The organism is Pseudomonas allii (assembly GCF_055380095.1).
This window is the reverse complement of record NZ_AP039450.1, coordinates 3,341,858-3,355,655: the sequence shown is the minus strand read 5'-3', so window position 1 is coordinate 3,355,655 and position 13,798 is coordinate 3,341,858. Positions and strand designations below refer to the sequence as shown.

Below are 13,798 nucleotides of genomic sequence, written 5' to 3'. Positions count from 1 at the left end.
CTCAGGCTTCCACGACCTGGCCTGCACCCTGGGCGACCCATTGCTGCTGGGGAATCGGCAGTTGGCAGGAATCGCCACGGCCGATCGGGTAGTACTGGAAGCCTTTGCGCGCCAGGCGCTCGCCGTCGTAGAGGTTGCGCCCGTCGAAGATCACCGGGGTTTTCAGGCGCTGGTGGATCAGGTCGAAGTCCGGCGCCTTGAATTGCTGCCATTCGGTGCAGACGATCAGCGCATCGGCGCCGCCCAGGGTCGATTCCGGGGTGCCCATGAGCATCAGCCGTGGGTCATCGCCGTAGATGCGCTGGGTTTCCTGCATGGCTTCCGGGTCGAATGCCCGCACGTTGGCGCCGGCAGCCCACAATGCCTCCATCAGCACTCGGCTGGGGGCATCGCGCATGTCGTCGGTGTTGGGCTTGAACGCCAGACCCCACAGGGCAAAGGTCTTGCCGCGCAGGTCGCCCTTGAAGAATGCATTGATCCGTTCGAACAGCTTGCTCTTCTGGCGCTGGTTGATGGCTTCCACCGCTTCCAGCAGGTCGCTGGAGCAGTTGGCTTGCTTGGCGCTGTGGATCAGGGCGCGCATGTCCTTGGGGAAACACGAACCGCCGTAGCCGCAACCGGGGTAGATAAAGTGGTAGCCGATACGTGAGTCGGCACCGATGCCCAGGCGCACGGCTTCGATGTCGGCACCCAGGTGCTCGGCCAGCTCGGCGATCTGGTTGATAAAGCTGATCTTGGTCGCCAGCATGCAGTTGGCGGCGTACTTGGTCAGCTCGGCGCTGCGCAGGTCCATGAAAATGATGCGGTCATGGTTGCGGTTGAACGGTGCGTACAGGTCGCGCATCACGTCGCGCACCTCTTCGCGTTCACAACCGATGATGATGCGGTCCGGGCGGCGGCAGTCGGCAACGGCCGAGCCTTCCTTGAGGAATTCCGGGTTGGAGACGATATCGAACTCCAGGTGCCGGCCGGCCAGGTGCAGGGCTTTTTCGATGTGGGCGCGCAGGGTGTCGCCGGTACCGACCGGCACGGTGGATTTTTCCACCAGGATCACCGGCTCTTTGCGGTGGCGGGCCACGGCGTCGCCTACCGACAGCACGTATTTCAGGTCGGCCGAGCCGTCTTCGTCCGAAGGCGTGCCCACGGCAATGAACAGGACTTCGCCGTGTTCCACCGCCAGCTTTTCATCATGGGTGAAGTGCAGCCGCCCACTCTCCAGGTTTTCCTTGACCATCGCAGCCAGCCCCGGCTCGAAGATGGTCACATGGCCTTTTTGCAGTGACTCGACCTTGTTCTTGTCAACGTCCATGCAAATGACATCGTGGCCGACTTCAGCCAACACGGTGGCCTGCACCAGACCGACGTAACCGCTACCAAATACACTGATTTTCATGGGGCATTCCTGGGACTTGTGGCGCTAGCACGACGAGAGTTGATAACCAGAACACCGAGGATGACCAGCGCCACCCCCAGGGTTTTTGAAACGGAAAAATGTTCGTTGAACACCGGCAGGCTGGCAGCCAGCAGGTATACCAAGGCGTAGCTGATGCTCAGCAGTGAATAGGCACGGCCCAGCGGCAAATGCTTGAGCGCGCCGAGCCAGCAGAGCATCGACAACGCGTAGGCCAGGATCGCCAGGGTCACGACGCCGAGGGCGCCCAAGTCGATGCGGTTCTGGCTGAAGGCGTCCAGCCAATCGCTGGGCAACGGCAGGCGCGTCATGCTCCAGCGCATGCCCAGTTGGGCGGCACTGACCAGGCCGACGCTGCCCAGGGCCAGGGCAAACCCCTGAACCCGGCTCATACCTGGCGCCCCAGCAGCACGACACCACCGATCACCAGCGCCACACCCAGCCAATGGCGGGTGTCGATGGGCTCCTTGAATACAAAACGCGCGACCAGCGTGACCAACACGAAGTTGAGGCTGAGCATCGGGTAGGCAATGCCGACTTCCAGGCGTTGCAACACCAGCAGCCACACCAGCAGGCCGAGGCCCAGGCACACCAGCGCCGACCACAACCAGGGCGAGCGCAGTTTCAGCGCCCAGCCATCCGGCAGGTCGCGCCAGCTTTCCACGGCGAACTTCTGGGAGACCTGGCCCATACACGTGAACAGGCAGGCGGCCAGTAACAGCAGCAAGGTGATCATTGCGCAGCCTGCGGGAAGATCAGGATCACGATGTTGCCTTGTTCGTAGCGCTTGCCGTCCTTGGGCAGCAAGTCGACTTCGGCGATTTCGTCATCGCCCTTGACCCGCATGACCACGCCGACCGGCCCCTTTTGGCGCGCAACGCTCATCCATTGCTGGACTTGGGTGGTATCCACCTTGTGGTGCGTGGCGTCCGCGTAGGCCAGGCCGTATTTGACTTCGCCGACGGTGTTGTAGAGCGTCACGTCCGGGCGCGCGAGGCGCCACGAGAGTGCCGACGCTGCGCCCAGGTCATTGCTCAACAGGGCCGTGGCCGGTTGCAGTTCCTGCAGGTGGTCGATGATGAATTGGTCCGGCGTCTTGTTGTACACCACCGAGTGCGGCAACGCGGCGGGCAGCAATGCCACCATCAGCCAACTGCCGAGGACCGGCGCGGCCCACAGGTGCAACGGCCGGGCCGCCTGCAACAGGTTGACGAGGATCCAGGCAAACAGAAAGGTGAACACCAGCACCAGGCTTAGGGTTTCCTGGCCGTGCTCGTACACCGGCTTCTTCAATTGGACCCAGGTCAGAGCGAGCAATGCCACCACGCCGATGATCAGGTTCAGCCAGCCGTTGAGGCGCAGCGCACGGCTGCGTCCCTGGGCCAACTTGTCGGCCAGGGTATTGCCCATCAACAAGGCCAGGGGCAGCAGGCACGGCATGATGTAGGACGGCAGCTTGCCCTTGGCCAGGCTGAAGAAGGCCAGAGGCATCAGCAGCCACAGCACGACAAAACCGATTTTTGCGCTGCGCTTGTCCTGCCACGCCTGTTTGACGGTGGACGGCAACAACGCAACCCACGGCAGGCTGAAGGCAACCAACAGCGGCAGGTAATACCAGAACGGCTCGGCGTGCTGGGCATCGTCACCGGCGAAGCGCTGGATATGCTCGTGCCAGAAGAAGAAATTCCAATAGTCCGGTTCTTGCAGGTGCACCGCCAGCGCCCACGGCAAGCTGACGACAACCGCCACCACCACGGCGACCACGCCGTAGCCCAGCAGCTCACGCACACGCTTCTGCCAGATCGCATAGGGCAGGGCGATCAACACGGGTAGCAACCACGCAAGAAAGCCTTTGGTCATGAAGCCCATGCCGCAGGCGAGGCCGAGTAACGCCCAGGCCCCAAGGCGCCCATTGCGGGTGGTGCTGTCGAAACAAAACCACAGGGCGGCTCCGGTCAGGTTGACCCAGAAGGTGAACTGCGGATCGAGGTTGGCATAGCCACCGAGCAGCGCCACGCTGACAAAACTCATGTACAGCACGGTGCTGACCAGGGTTTTGCGCGGGTCATTCCACAGCCGGCGCGACACCCCGTACACCAGCAGAATGCTCAAGCCAGTGCTCAGCGCCGAGGCAAACCGTACGCCGAACAGGTTCTGCCCGAAGATCGCCTGGCCCAGCGCGATCATCCAGTAGCCCGCCGCCGGTTTTTCAAAGTAGCGGATGCCCATGAAGTGCGGCGACGCCCACTTGCCGGTCAGCAGCATTTCCTGGCTGATCTGTGCGTAACGGGTTTCATCCGGAATCCACAGGCCATGGGTGGCCAGCGGCAGCAGGTAGAACACGCCAAACGCCAACAGGAGCAGGGGCAGGGCCCAACGGCGGATCATGCCTGTTGCACTCCGAGCCAACCCTCGCGGCCAGGCAAGGCGCCACGTACCAGCTGTTGCTGGGGCAGGGTGGTCACGTCCGCAGGCAACAGGTCGCCCAGCGGTTTGAAGTCGATGCCGCGCTGCCCGGCCTGGGCGAGCAACTGGCGAAAATCGTTGGCCATCAGAATCCCTTCTACTTCGGCGTGAATCGTGTAGACGTTCAGTTTGGACTCGGTGAAACGGTCCAGAATGAAGCCATTGAAGTCTTTGGCAGCCACCACCGGCCCGACGACTTCGTCGAAGGTCGGCAGGTCTACCGGAATTTGTGGGCTGCCCGCACTGCCATCGGCCAGGGTTGGACGAAACAGGCTGGTGCCCCGGCAATCGCTGTTGTAGCGAAAGTTGAAACCTTGCTTGGCTTGCACCACACGTTCATCCGCGCGCCAACCGGCGGCGGCGGAACAGTCGATGCGCTCACCGAGGATGTCGCTGAGGGTGTCGACGCCACGGCGGATCTGCTCGATCAACTGCGCCTCGCTCCAGCGCCCGGTGTTGGCCTGCCAGCCATGGTGATCCCAGGCGTGCAGGCCCACTTCGTGCCCGGCGGCCTTGGCCTGGCGCATCAAGTGCCCCAGGTCACGGCCGATTGGCTTGCCTGGCCAGGCAGTGCCGGCCAGCAAGATGTCCAGGCCATACAGGCCGACCGCATTGGAACGCAACATCTTCCACAGGAACTGGGGCCGGATGAGACGCCACAAGTGGCGCCCCATGTTGTCCGGTCCGACACTGAAGAAGAACGTCGCTTTCACCCCGGCTTCATCCAGGGATTCGAGCAACTGTGGCACACCTTCACGGGTGCCACGGTAGGTATCGACGTCGATGCGTAGGCCTGCCTGCATTACTTTTTGTCCGCGATTTCGAGCATGGCTTCACGCAGGAAGAAATCCAGGGTGTTGCCGATGGTTTCGCTCATCTCCACGGTCGGCTCCCAGTTCAGCAGGCGCTTGGCGTTTTCGATGCTTGGCTTGCGGTGCGCCACGTCCTGGTAACCGGTGCCGTAGAACGCCTTGCTTTCTACGTCGCGGAAACCGGCGAACGGTGGGAAGTTGCCACGCAAGGGGTGCGCTTCGAACTGACGCAGCAGTTCTTCGCCTAACTGACGGATGCTGGCTTCGTTTTCCGGGTTGCCGATGTTGACGATCTGGCCGTCGCACACGCCATTTTCGTTGTCAATGATGCGGGCCAGGGCTTCGATGCCGTCGGCGATGTCGGTGAAGCAGCGCTTCTGCTCACCACCGTCGAACAGGCGGATCGGCGTACCTTCCACCAGGTTCAGGATCAGCTGGGTGATTGCACGGGAGCTGCCGATACGTGCCGAGTCCAGGCGGTCCAGGCGCGGCCCCATCCAGTTGAACGGACGGAACAGGGTGAATTTCAGGCCTTTGTCGCCGTAGGCCCAGATCACACGGTCCAGCAATTGCTTGGAGACCGAGTAGATCCAGCGCTGTTTGTTGACCGGCCCCACCACCAGGTTGGAGGTGTCTTCGTCGAAGTACTGGTCCTGGCACATGCCGTAGACTTCAGACGTCGACGGGAAGATCACGCGCTTGTTGTACTTGACGCAGTAGCGCACCAGCTTGAGGTTTTCTTCAAAGTCCAGTTCGAACACGCGCAGCGGGTTGCGGGTGTATTCGATTGGCGTGGCGATAGCCACCAGCGGCAGGACCACGTCGCACTTCTTGATGTGGTATTCGATCCACTCGGTGTGGATGCTGATATCACCTTCCACGTAATGGAAGTTCGGGTGGCTGCGCAGGCGCTCGATGGCGTCGGAGCCGATGTCCAGGCCGTAGACTTCGTAACGGTCGTCACGCAGCAGGCGCTCGGACAGGTGGTTACCGATAAAGCCGTTCACACCCAGGATCAGCACGCGGGTACGACGCGGCTTGCGACCGGACTCGGCACCGCGCAGTACGGAACCGTCGACCAGGCCCAGTGCGTCCGCCAGGGCGGGGCCGGCCAGGAACAGGCCGTCAGCGTTACGCTGGCCGAACTTGACCACCAGAGAGTCTTCACCGCAGGCGATGCGCAGCGGGTTGACGCTGATTACGCGGCCAGGGGCCAGGCCTTCGTTGCCTTTGACCACTTCGGCCTGCCACACGATCAGTTTGTGCTCGCCCACGGCACAGAAGGCGCCCGGGTAAGGTTGGGTGACGGCCCGCACCAGGTTGAACAGTTCTTCAGCCGGCTTTTTCCACTCCAGCTTGCCATCGGCGGCAGTGCGGCGGCCGAAGTAAGTGGCCTGGCTTTCGTCCTGGGCGGTTTCGGCCAGTTTGCCCTGGGCCAGTTGCGGCAGGGCGTCGCGCAGCAGGGTAATGGCGGCGTCGCGCAGTTTGGCGTGCAGGGTCAGGCCGGTGTCGCTGCGTTCGATGATGACTTTCTGCTGGGCCAGGATCGCGCCGGCATCGGCACGCTTGACCATGCGGTGCAGGGTCACGCCGGTTTCGGTCTCGCCGTTGACCAGCACCCAGTTGGCCGGGGCGCGGCCACGGTATTTCGGCAGCAACGAGCCGTGCAGGTTGAACGCGCCTTTGCCGGCGGTGGCCAGCAGCGGCTCGCTGAGCAGGTTGCGGTAGTAGAACGAGAAGATGTAGTCCGGGTTCAGCTTGGCGATGCGCTCGATCCACAATGGGTGGTTGGCGTCTTCCGGGGCATGCACCGGGATGCCGTTGCGGGCGCACAGTTGCGCGACGGAACCGTAGAAGTTGTTTTCCTTGGGGTCATCGGCATGGGTGAACACGGCAGCAATTTCGTAACCGGTGCTGAGCAGCGCTTCAATGCCTGCACAACCAATATCGTGGTACGCGAATACAACAGCTTTTGAACTCATGATTAGACCTGATCAGCAGAAGTAGAGGTATGGGAGGACACCAGGCCGTCAACGACGACCACGGGAGCCGGTGCTGCCGGTTGGTTGCGCAGCACTTTTTCGATAAAGAAGCGCGGACGGGCGCGCACGTCGCTGTACATGCGGCCCAGGTATTCACCCAGAAGGCCCATGCCGATGAACTGGCCGCCGGTGAACACGAACAGCACCGCGAACAGCACGAACAAACCGTCGCCAGCCCAGTCGGCACCAAAGGCCAGGCGCATGACGATCAACGCCAGGGCAAACAGAATGCCCAGGGCCGCCAGGCTGAAGCCGACAATGGAGAGCAGACGCAGTGGAGTAGTGGTCATGCACGTCAGCAGGTCAAACATCAGGCTGATCAGGCGCATGGCGCTGTATTTGGATTCGCCGTGTTCGCGCTCGGCGTGGTGCACCAGGATTTCCGTGGTGTGCCGGGCAAAGCCGTTGGCCAGGATCGGGATAAAGGTACTGCGCTCGCGGCAGGCGAGCATCGCGTCGACGATGGTGCGGCGGTAGGCACGCAGCATGCAGCCGTAGTCGGTCATGGCCACGCCGGTGGAGCGCTGCACGGCCAGGTTGATCAGGCGTGACGGCCAGCGGCGGAAGGCCGAGTCCTGGCGGTTATTACGTACGGTGGCAACCACGTCGTAGCCCAGGGCAGCCTGTTCGACCAGGCGCGGGATTTCTTCCGGCGGGTTTTGCAAGTCGGCGTCGAGGGTGATCACCACTTCGCCCCGGCACTGCTCAAAACCGGCCATGATCGCCGCATGCTGGCCATAGTTGCGATTGAGGATCACCGCGACCACGTTGCTGCCGTCTTCTGAGGCGGCGTCTTCCAGCAGTTGGGCCGAATTGTCGCGGCTACCGTCATCCACCAGGATGATTTCGTATTCGTAGGCCAGTTGCTTGCACGCTGCGGTGGTACGGCGCAGCAATTCAGGCAGGCTCTCTTGTTCGTTGTAGACCGGGATAACGATCGACACGCAATGAATAGGGTAGGGTTTCAAAGATTCATGACCTCGGGGTTAGAGCAACTTGGAGCGCTGAAACAGCAGCAATCAGTGGGCGAAAGTGCAGGCAACTGATTAAAAGGCAGTGGTGTGCGTGGTGTTCATTCGACATTCCTGAGCGCTGGCCGTGTGTTCTTCCTGATGAACTGCAGTAAAGACGATATTGCGTAAAGGTAAAGTGGAATCAATGGGTTAGTTGGAGAAGCGCGGATGGCCCTCAACTCAACAGGGCCAAGATTAAGCGTAAAAATGTAGTACGAATATGAAACGCAGATGAAAAACTCGTTTATTTGACAGGTAGACAGCTAGGGTTCAGCTAAGTGGACGCGGCTCCGGGCAGGGCGTCCAGGGGATCACAGCGCAATGTTGTCCAATCCTGTTTTCAGTGAAGAATATTCTCTGCAATGCCCTCCAAGTGCCGGTAAAGTAAGCCGTCTCTTGCCAGGGTGATCGGATGAATAGCGTGCAGCTTTTACGCGGCCAGTTGCGGCCAGTGTTGATGGGGTTGTTGATGGGCCTGGCGTGTATCACCACCGTACGCGCCGATGACGGGGTGGCGCTCACCAGCATCGACCAGGTACCGGACGGTGTCGAAGTGCGCGGCAAGCAGATCGCCGCGTATACCTGGGACGATAAGCAAGGCAAGAACCTGCTGGTGCTCGCCGAGCAAGTCAGCGAGCGCGATGACGACGGCACCCAGTCGGCGTTCGTGTATGCGGCCCAGTACCTGATCGACGGCAACCGCCCCAAGCGCGTGTGGATGCTCTACGACGATGTGCAGCATTGCGAGTTCGACGCATCCCTGCGCTTTGACCGTGCTGCGACCAAGGTCACCGACCTCTCTGGCGACGGCATCACCCAGGCCACCGTGGGCTATTCGCGCACCTGCACCAGCGATGTCAGCCCCAACGAATTCAAGTTGATCATGCATGTCGGCAAGTCGCAGAAGTACCGTCTGCGCGGGGTCGACCGCGTCGGTGCGGCCTGGTGGGACGAAGAGGCCGGCGCCCTGCGCGGCATGCCGCTGCCCAAGGACTGCAGCGTGGCCGCGCAGCAGGCGCTGGTCAGCCAGTACAAGGAGCAGGGCACCGAGTTGCCATTGCCGGGCTGTTATGCCGATGAGAAGGACTTTGCCAAGGCGCCCGAGGCGTACCTGACGTTCATGCGCCAGCACTGGTTCGCATTGATGCAGAAGCAGGACAGCGAGTGGAGCCAGACCCAGGTCCAGCCTCAGGAGCCCACCGAGGACGACGATACGGCCCCGTGATTTTGTGCCAGGGCCGGTCCTGGGTTAGACTCGGCCCTCGCCATTCACTAAATACCTCGATTAAACAAAGGCTTGTTCGAGGTATTTAATCCAAAGGCTGATCTAACTTGACTGAGTCTATCCGCAACCCACTGACCCTATACCTCACCCGCCTGGCCCCCTCCAGCCAATTGACCATGCGCTACGTGCTGCAAGATGCGGCCGACCGCCTGGGCTTTGAGGATATCAACCTCGAAGACATCGACTGGCACTTGCTGCAACCCGAACACGTCATCGCCCTGGTCGCCGCACTGCGCGAGGACGGTTATGCGCCGAATACCTCCTCGTTGTACGTAAATGCGGTGCGCGGGGTGATGAATGAAGCCTGGCGCCTGAACCTGATCAGCCAGGAGCACCTGCTGCGCATGCGCACCGTCAAGGCTGCACCGGGCACGCGCCTGGGCCAGGGCCGCAACCTGCGGCGCAGCCTGATTCGGGAAATGATGGAAGTCTGCGCCGCCGACCCACGCCCCCAGGGCCTGCGGGATGCCGCGGTGATCGGCATACTCTACGGCTCCGGCATGCGCAAGTCGGAATCGGTCAACCTCGACCTGGCGCAAATCAACGTTGAAGAACGCAGCCTGCGGGTGATCGGCAAGGGCAACAAGGAGTTGATCAAGTACGCGCCGGACTGGGCGTTCGCCAAACTGCAGGCGTGGTTGGCGTTTCGGCGCGAGCAGCTCAAGGAGGGCGAGCAGGACGACAGCTTCCTGTTCAACCGTATCCGCCGCGGCAGCCACATCACTCGCGAGCGCATCACCAAACATGCCATCTACTACATCGCCCGCCAGCGCGGCGAACAGGTGGGGGTGAAGATCATGCCCCATGACTTCCGGCGCTCATTCATCACCCGGGTGATCGAGGAGCATGACCTGTCGATCGCGCAGAAGCTCGCGCACCACACCAATATCCAGACCACCGCCAGTTATGACGTGCGTGACGATAATGAGCGGCGGCGGGCGGTGGATCGGTTTGATCTGTAATGAATGGACACTGATTTCAATCAACCAAGGAAGACGAAGCAATGACAACGTTCACAACATTTTGGTGGTCAACAAGCGGAGTGCTGACCCTTTGGGCACTCTTGACACTAGGCGTCTGCGTCTTGGTGCGAAGCGGCAAAGTCATCTGGCCGTTGACGGCGGCGCGGCAAAACGTGCTCCTTGGCTTGTCGCTGGTGCTGCTTTCCGTCTCGGCGTCAGCGTATTGCGCGAATCAGCTCAGCCGCTACAAGGTCGACCACAAGGCAGAAACAGCTCAGAGCCAGGCCGAATTGGATAGGTTGAACGACCAGACACAGCAGAAGCGCTGTGCGCGACTCGCTACCCAAGACCTGACATGTGAACCCGCAAAACCGAGTTATGACCTTGCCGCCAACGACGAGCCCGTGTTCGAGATCCTGGGCAATACCGTTGAGGTCATTGGCGTGCTTCTAGGGCTCCTTGGCGGCGCTTTAGGCGTCAACATCCTGACTGACGGCTTGCTCAAAAAAGACCCTCCTCGGTATAGCCCCGTTCGAGCGCGGGACATCCGCGTGACGCGGACCCTCGGCCTCAAGGGCTGGAGGCTCGAACACGTTACCGTCCGTTCTTACCCTGCGTCCTCGGATGAGAAGGCCGAGCCGCCCATTGCATGATCCTGACAGTCAGGCCGCGAATCAGGAGGAGGGCGGGACACTCGCCAAGTGAGCCGGCAGGCGGCGCAGCGTCCACAGCGTGGTGAGCAGCGCCGCAATGGCGCACAGCGCAATGCCGATCAACATCGGCGCCGGAGTGTGATCGGCGAACACGCCGATCAGGGTCATGGACACGGCACCGATGATCATCTGGATAGCCCCAAGCAATGCCGACGCAGACCCGGCTACCGCGCCATGATCCTCCAGAGACAGCACCCCGGCGGCCGGCAGCAGCAGGCCGAGAAAGCCGAAGCCGATAAACAGCAGGGTCATGGTCAGGGCCAGGCTTTCGAGCCACAGCGTTGTGCCAGCCAAGACGGCCATCACGGCTGCCACGGCCGTTACCGACCAACGAATCAGCGGCGCCAGGCCAAAGCGCGCACTGAGGCGTGCAGTGAGTTGGCTCATGGCAAAAAACGACGCAGCGTTCAACGCAAAGGCGAGGCTGAACTGTGTGGGTGTGAGGCCGTAATGCTCGATGTACACGAACGGCGCGCTGCCGATAAACACGAAGAAGGTCGCCAGGCCAAAACCGCAGACCACTGACAGGCCGATGAATACCGGGTCACGCAGCAATGCGCCATAGCTGCTGAAGGCGTTGCCCAGGGTCTTGCCCAACCGGCGTTCGGCCGGGTGGGTTTCCGGCAGTTGCACAATGGTCATCACCAGGCACGCCGCCGCCAGCACCGCCAGCACGGCAAACACTTCACGCCAGCTCCACAGCGCAATCACCAGGCTACCGGCCAATGGCGCGAGGATCGGCGAGACGCTCATCACCAGCATCAGCAACGCCATCAGCCTGGCGGCCTCATGCCCGGTGTAGAGGTCCCGAACGATGGCACGGGGAATCACCATGCCCGCGCAGGCGCCGAACGCCTGCAGGGCACGAAACGCGATCAGTGTCTCGATGGTCGGCGCCAAGGCACACCCCACACTGGCCACGATAAAAATCACCAGGCCGGCATAGATCGGCGGCTTGCGCCCGAACACATCACTGATCGGCCCGTAGAACAACTGGCACAGGCCGACGATGACGAAGAACACCGTGAGGCTCATCTGCACCAGCGCCGGCGAGGCCTGCAGGCTGGCGCCCAGGGTTGGCAGCGCGGGCAAGTAGATGTCGATGGCAAAGGGGCCGACGGCGGTGATCAAGCCCAGGAGGAGGGCGAGGTGGGCAATGCTTCGAGACATGGAATTCCGGTACCTTCAAGGGATCGGCCAGCTTAGTGGGCCGCCTGCGGCTGTACAAGATGACGCTTACAGAGTCATTACAACTTCGATGTAGCCCTGACACGCCGAGGCAAAGAGCTGCCCTGCACGTGAGCACAAGGGAATCGCGCAGATTCCCTGACTTGGGCTTCACTAATAAGCAACGGCTGCCGATAACGGTATTAGACGCTCAAGCGGTTGGGTTCCCAACCGACGGTCCAGGCTATGGGGATACCTGCATGACGATCAAACTGCGCTTGATGTTGTTGATTGCGACCGGATTGCTGACCGCCTTGATCATGAGCCTTGCCGGCTACCTGGGAAATACCCGGATGGGCAATGCCGTGCAGAACAGCGAGTTGAGCATGACGGTGCTGCGCAATCACATGGAAGCCGACATGATGCACGACGCCCTGCGTGCCGATGTACTGTCAGCCATGCTGGTGGGCCTGGGTAAAAGCACCAGCACCAAAGCGCAGGTGAACAGCTCCCTGAAGGAGCACGCCGAGCACTTTCGCCAGGTGCTGGCAGACAACCTCAAGCTGCCGTTGGACGACACGCTCAAGGCGAACCTGGAAAAAATCAAACCGAGCCTGGACAACTATATTGCCGCCGGTGAGCGCATTGTCGCCCTGGCGCTGGACAATCCCGACGCCGCACGCAATGAACTGGGCACGTTCAACACCGCCTTCACCCAGCTTGAAGATCAAATGGCCGCGCTGAGCGAGCTGATCGAGACCAACACCCAGCAGACCAGCCTCGGTACACAGCAGACCATCAGCAACGCCAATTTCACTCTCGGCGTGGTGTTGATCGCCAGCCTCTTACTGCTGCTGGCTCAGGGCCGCTGGGTCATGCTCAGCATCATGGGGCCGTTGCAGGCCGCCAGCCGTATTGCCGCCAGCATTGCGCGGGGCAACTTGAGCGAAGCGATTGTCGAACCCCGGCGCAAAGATGAAGCCAGCACATTGATTCGCAGCCTCGCCACCATGCAACGGGATCTGCGCGGCATGATCGAAGTGGTGCGCAGCAACGCCCACGGGGTCAATGGCATGAGCGAACAACTGAGCCACGGCTGCCATGAAGTGGCCGGCAGCAGCCAGCAACAAAGTGCGGCGGCCAGCACCATGGCCGCGGCTGCGAGTGAAATGACCGCCAGTATCGAGGAAATCACTCGGCATGCCGGGCGAGCGTTGGACATGGCCAACCAGGCCGAAACCTTGGCCAAGGACGGTGGCCGGGTGATTCATCAGGTGGTCAACGACATGAGCGGCATTGCCCGCTCCGCACAGCAATCGGCCCAGGTGATCCGCACGCTGGACAAAGAGTCCGAAGCAATTTTCAGCATTATCCAGGTAATCAAGGGGATCGCCGACCAGACCAACCTGCTGGCCCTGAATGCCGCGATCGAGGCCGCCCGCGCCGGTGAACAGGGGCGAGGGTTCGCGGTGGTCGCCGATGAAGTGCGCAGCCTGGCCGGTCGCACCAGTGCCTCAACCCTGGAAATCGCCAGCATGGTCGAGCGTATCCAGCAAAGTACCCGCGAAGCGGTGACCAGCATGGAGGAGGGCGTGGCTCAGGTGGACAAGGGCATGGCGGTAACCGCCGAGGTGGAGAGGGCGATTCGCGAGATTCTGCAAGCCACCTTGAACACCACGGAAATGGTCAACGATATCTCGCGCACCATCGGTGAACAGAGCTTGGCCAGCAATGAAATTGCACACCAGGTGGAGATGATTGCCGGCATGTCGGAAAACAACAGCCGGGTCATTGGCCAGACAGCGTCAACAACGGACGAATTGTCCAGCCTCGCGGGCAAGCTGTCGCAGTCGGTGGATCGCTTTCAGCTGTAACTTATTGATTTAACTCAACTAAATAGTTATTTAGTTGAGTTAGGCATCAGGGC

At 61.3% G+C, this 13,798-nt stretch carries 12 protein-coding genes and 1 pseudogene; 5 read left to right on the top strand and 8 right to left on the bottom strand.

Translation table 11 applies throughout. From position 1 onward, the window contains the following. Window position 1: 1 nt before the first annotated feature. From ACZ445_RS14960 to arnC, 7 genes are read right to left on the bottom strand one after another with little or no spacing between them, the layout of a single operon-like run. Window positions 2–1,393: a UDP-glucose dehydrogenase family protein gene (locus ACZ445_RS14960; RefSeq protein ID WP_058425878.1), complete on the bottom strand. Its 1,392-nt coding sequence runs from the start codon at window positions 1,391–1,393 to the stop codon at window positions 2–4. Then, a complete protein-coding gene (gene arnF / locus ACZ445_RS14955) occupies window positions 1,390–1,803 on the bottom strand; it encodes a 4-amino-4-deoxy-L-arabinose-phosphoundecaprenol flippase subunit ArnF (RefSeq protein ID WP_058425879.1) in 414 nt (137 codons plus the stop codon). Before arnF ends, ACZ445_RS14960 begins: the two co-directional genes overlap by 4 nt. Further along, on the bottom strand, window positions 1,800–2,147 hold the full coding sequence (gene arnE / locus ACZ445_RS14950; protein ID WP_058425880.1) for a 4-amino-4-deoxy-L-arabinose-phosphoundecaprenol flippase subunit ArnE: 348 nt from the start codon (window positions 2,145–2,147) through the stop codon (window positions 1,800–1,802). Before arnE ends, arnF begins: the two co-directional genes overlap by 4 nt. After that, window positions 2,144–3,799: a lipid IV(A) 4-amino-4-deoxy-L-arabinosyltransferase gene (gene arnT / locus ACZ445_RS14945; protein ID WP_464707186.1), complete on the bottom strand. Its 1,656-nt coding sequence runs from the start codon at window positions 3,797–3,799 to the stop codon at window positions 2,144–2,146. Before arnT ends, arnE begins: the two co-directional genes overlap by 4 nt. Then, window positions 3,796–4,680, bottom strand: a complete 885-nt coding sequence (gene arnD / locus ACZ445_RS14940; RefSeq protein ID WP_058425882.1) for a 4-deoxy-4-formamido-L-arabinose-phosphoundecaprenol deformylase — start codon at window positions 4,678–4,680, stop codon at window positions 3,796–3,798. The genes arnT and arnD overlap by 4 nt, the downstream gene beginning before the upstream one ends. Beyond that, window positions 4,680–6,671 carry a bifunctional UDP-4-amino-4-deoxy-L-arabinose formyltransferase/UDP-glucuronic acid oxidase ArnA gene (gene arnA / locus ACZ445_RS14935; protein ID WP_058425883.1) on the bottom strand — a complete coding sequence of 664 codons (1,992 nt, stop codon included), beginning with the start codon at window positions 6,669–6,671 and terminating at the stop codon, window positions 4,680–4,682. The genes arnD and arnA overlap by 1 nt, the downstream gene beginning before the upstream one ends. Window positions 6,672–6,673: 2 nt before the next feature. Then, entirely contained in the window at window positions 6,674–7,699 is a 1,026-nt protein-coding gene (gene arnC / locus ACZ445_RS14930; protein WP_464707185.1) for an undecaprenyl-phosphate 4-deoxy-4-formamido-L-arabinose transferase, read from the bottom strand. A 457-nt stretch (window positions 7,700–8,156) separates the two neighbouring features. Here arnC and ACZ445_RS14925 point away from each other — a divergent pair, with 457 nt between their 5' ends. The 3 genes from ACZ445_RS14925 (at window position 8,157) to ACZ445_RS14915 (ending at window position 10,644) form a co-directional block, all read left to right on the top strand. Continuing rightward, window positions 8,157–8,969: a M949_RS01915 family surface polysaccharide biosynthesis protein gene (locus ACZ445_RS14925; RefSeq protein WP_058425885.1), complete on the top strand. Its 813-nt coding sequence runs from the start codon at window positions 8,157–8,159 to the stop codon at window positions 8,967–8,969. Window positions 8,970–9,076: 107 nt separating this feature from the next. Continuing rightward, window positions 9,077–9,991: a site-specific integrase gene (locus tag ACZ445_RS14920; RefSeq protein WP_058425886.1), complete on the top strand. Its 915-nt coding sequence runs from the start codon at window positions 9,077–9,079 to the stop codon at window positions 9,989–9,991. Between the two features lie 41 nt (window positions 9,992–10,032). Continuing rightward, window positions 10,033–10,644 (top strand): hypothetical protein, encoded by a 612-nt coding sequence (locus ACZ445_RS14915; protein ID WP_058425887.1) that lies wholly within the window; start codon window positions 10,033–10,035, stop codon window positions 10,642–10,644. Window positions 10,645–10,665: 21 nt separating this feature from the next. Here the strand turns inward: ACZ445_RS14915 and ACZ445_RS14910 are convergent, their stop codons facing one another. Next, window positions 10,666–11,874: a multidrug effflux MFS transporter gene (locus ACZ445_RS14910; RefSeq protein WP_058425888.1), complete on the bottom strand. Its 1,209-nt coding sequence runs from the start codon at window positions 11,872–11,874 to the stop codon at window positions 10,666–10,668. Window positions 11,875–11,933: 59 nt separating this feature from the next. On the opposite strand from ACZ445_RS14910, the pseudogene ACZ445_RS14905 reads away from it, so the two are divergent. Both ACZ445_RS14905 and ACZ445_RS14900 read left to right on the top strand, forming a co-directional pair. Next, window positions 11,934–12,887: pseudogene (locus ACZ445_RS14905) on the top strand (MCP four helix bundle domain-containing protein); the annotation flags it as partial. Further along, complete coding sequence (locus ACZ445_RS14900) at window positions 12,882–13,745, top strand: methyl-accepting chemotaxis protein (protein WP_464705478.1); 864 nt, start codon at window positions 12,882–12,884, stop codon at window positions 13,743–13,745. The pseudogene ACZ445_RS14905 and the gene ACZ445_RS14900, both read left to right, overlap by 6 nt. Window positions 13,746–13,798 lie beyond the last annotated feature (53 nt).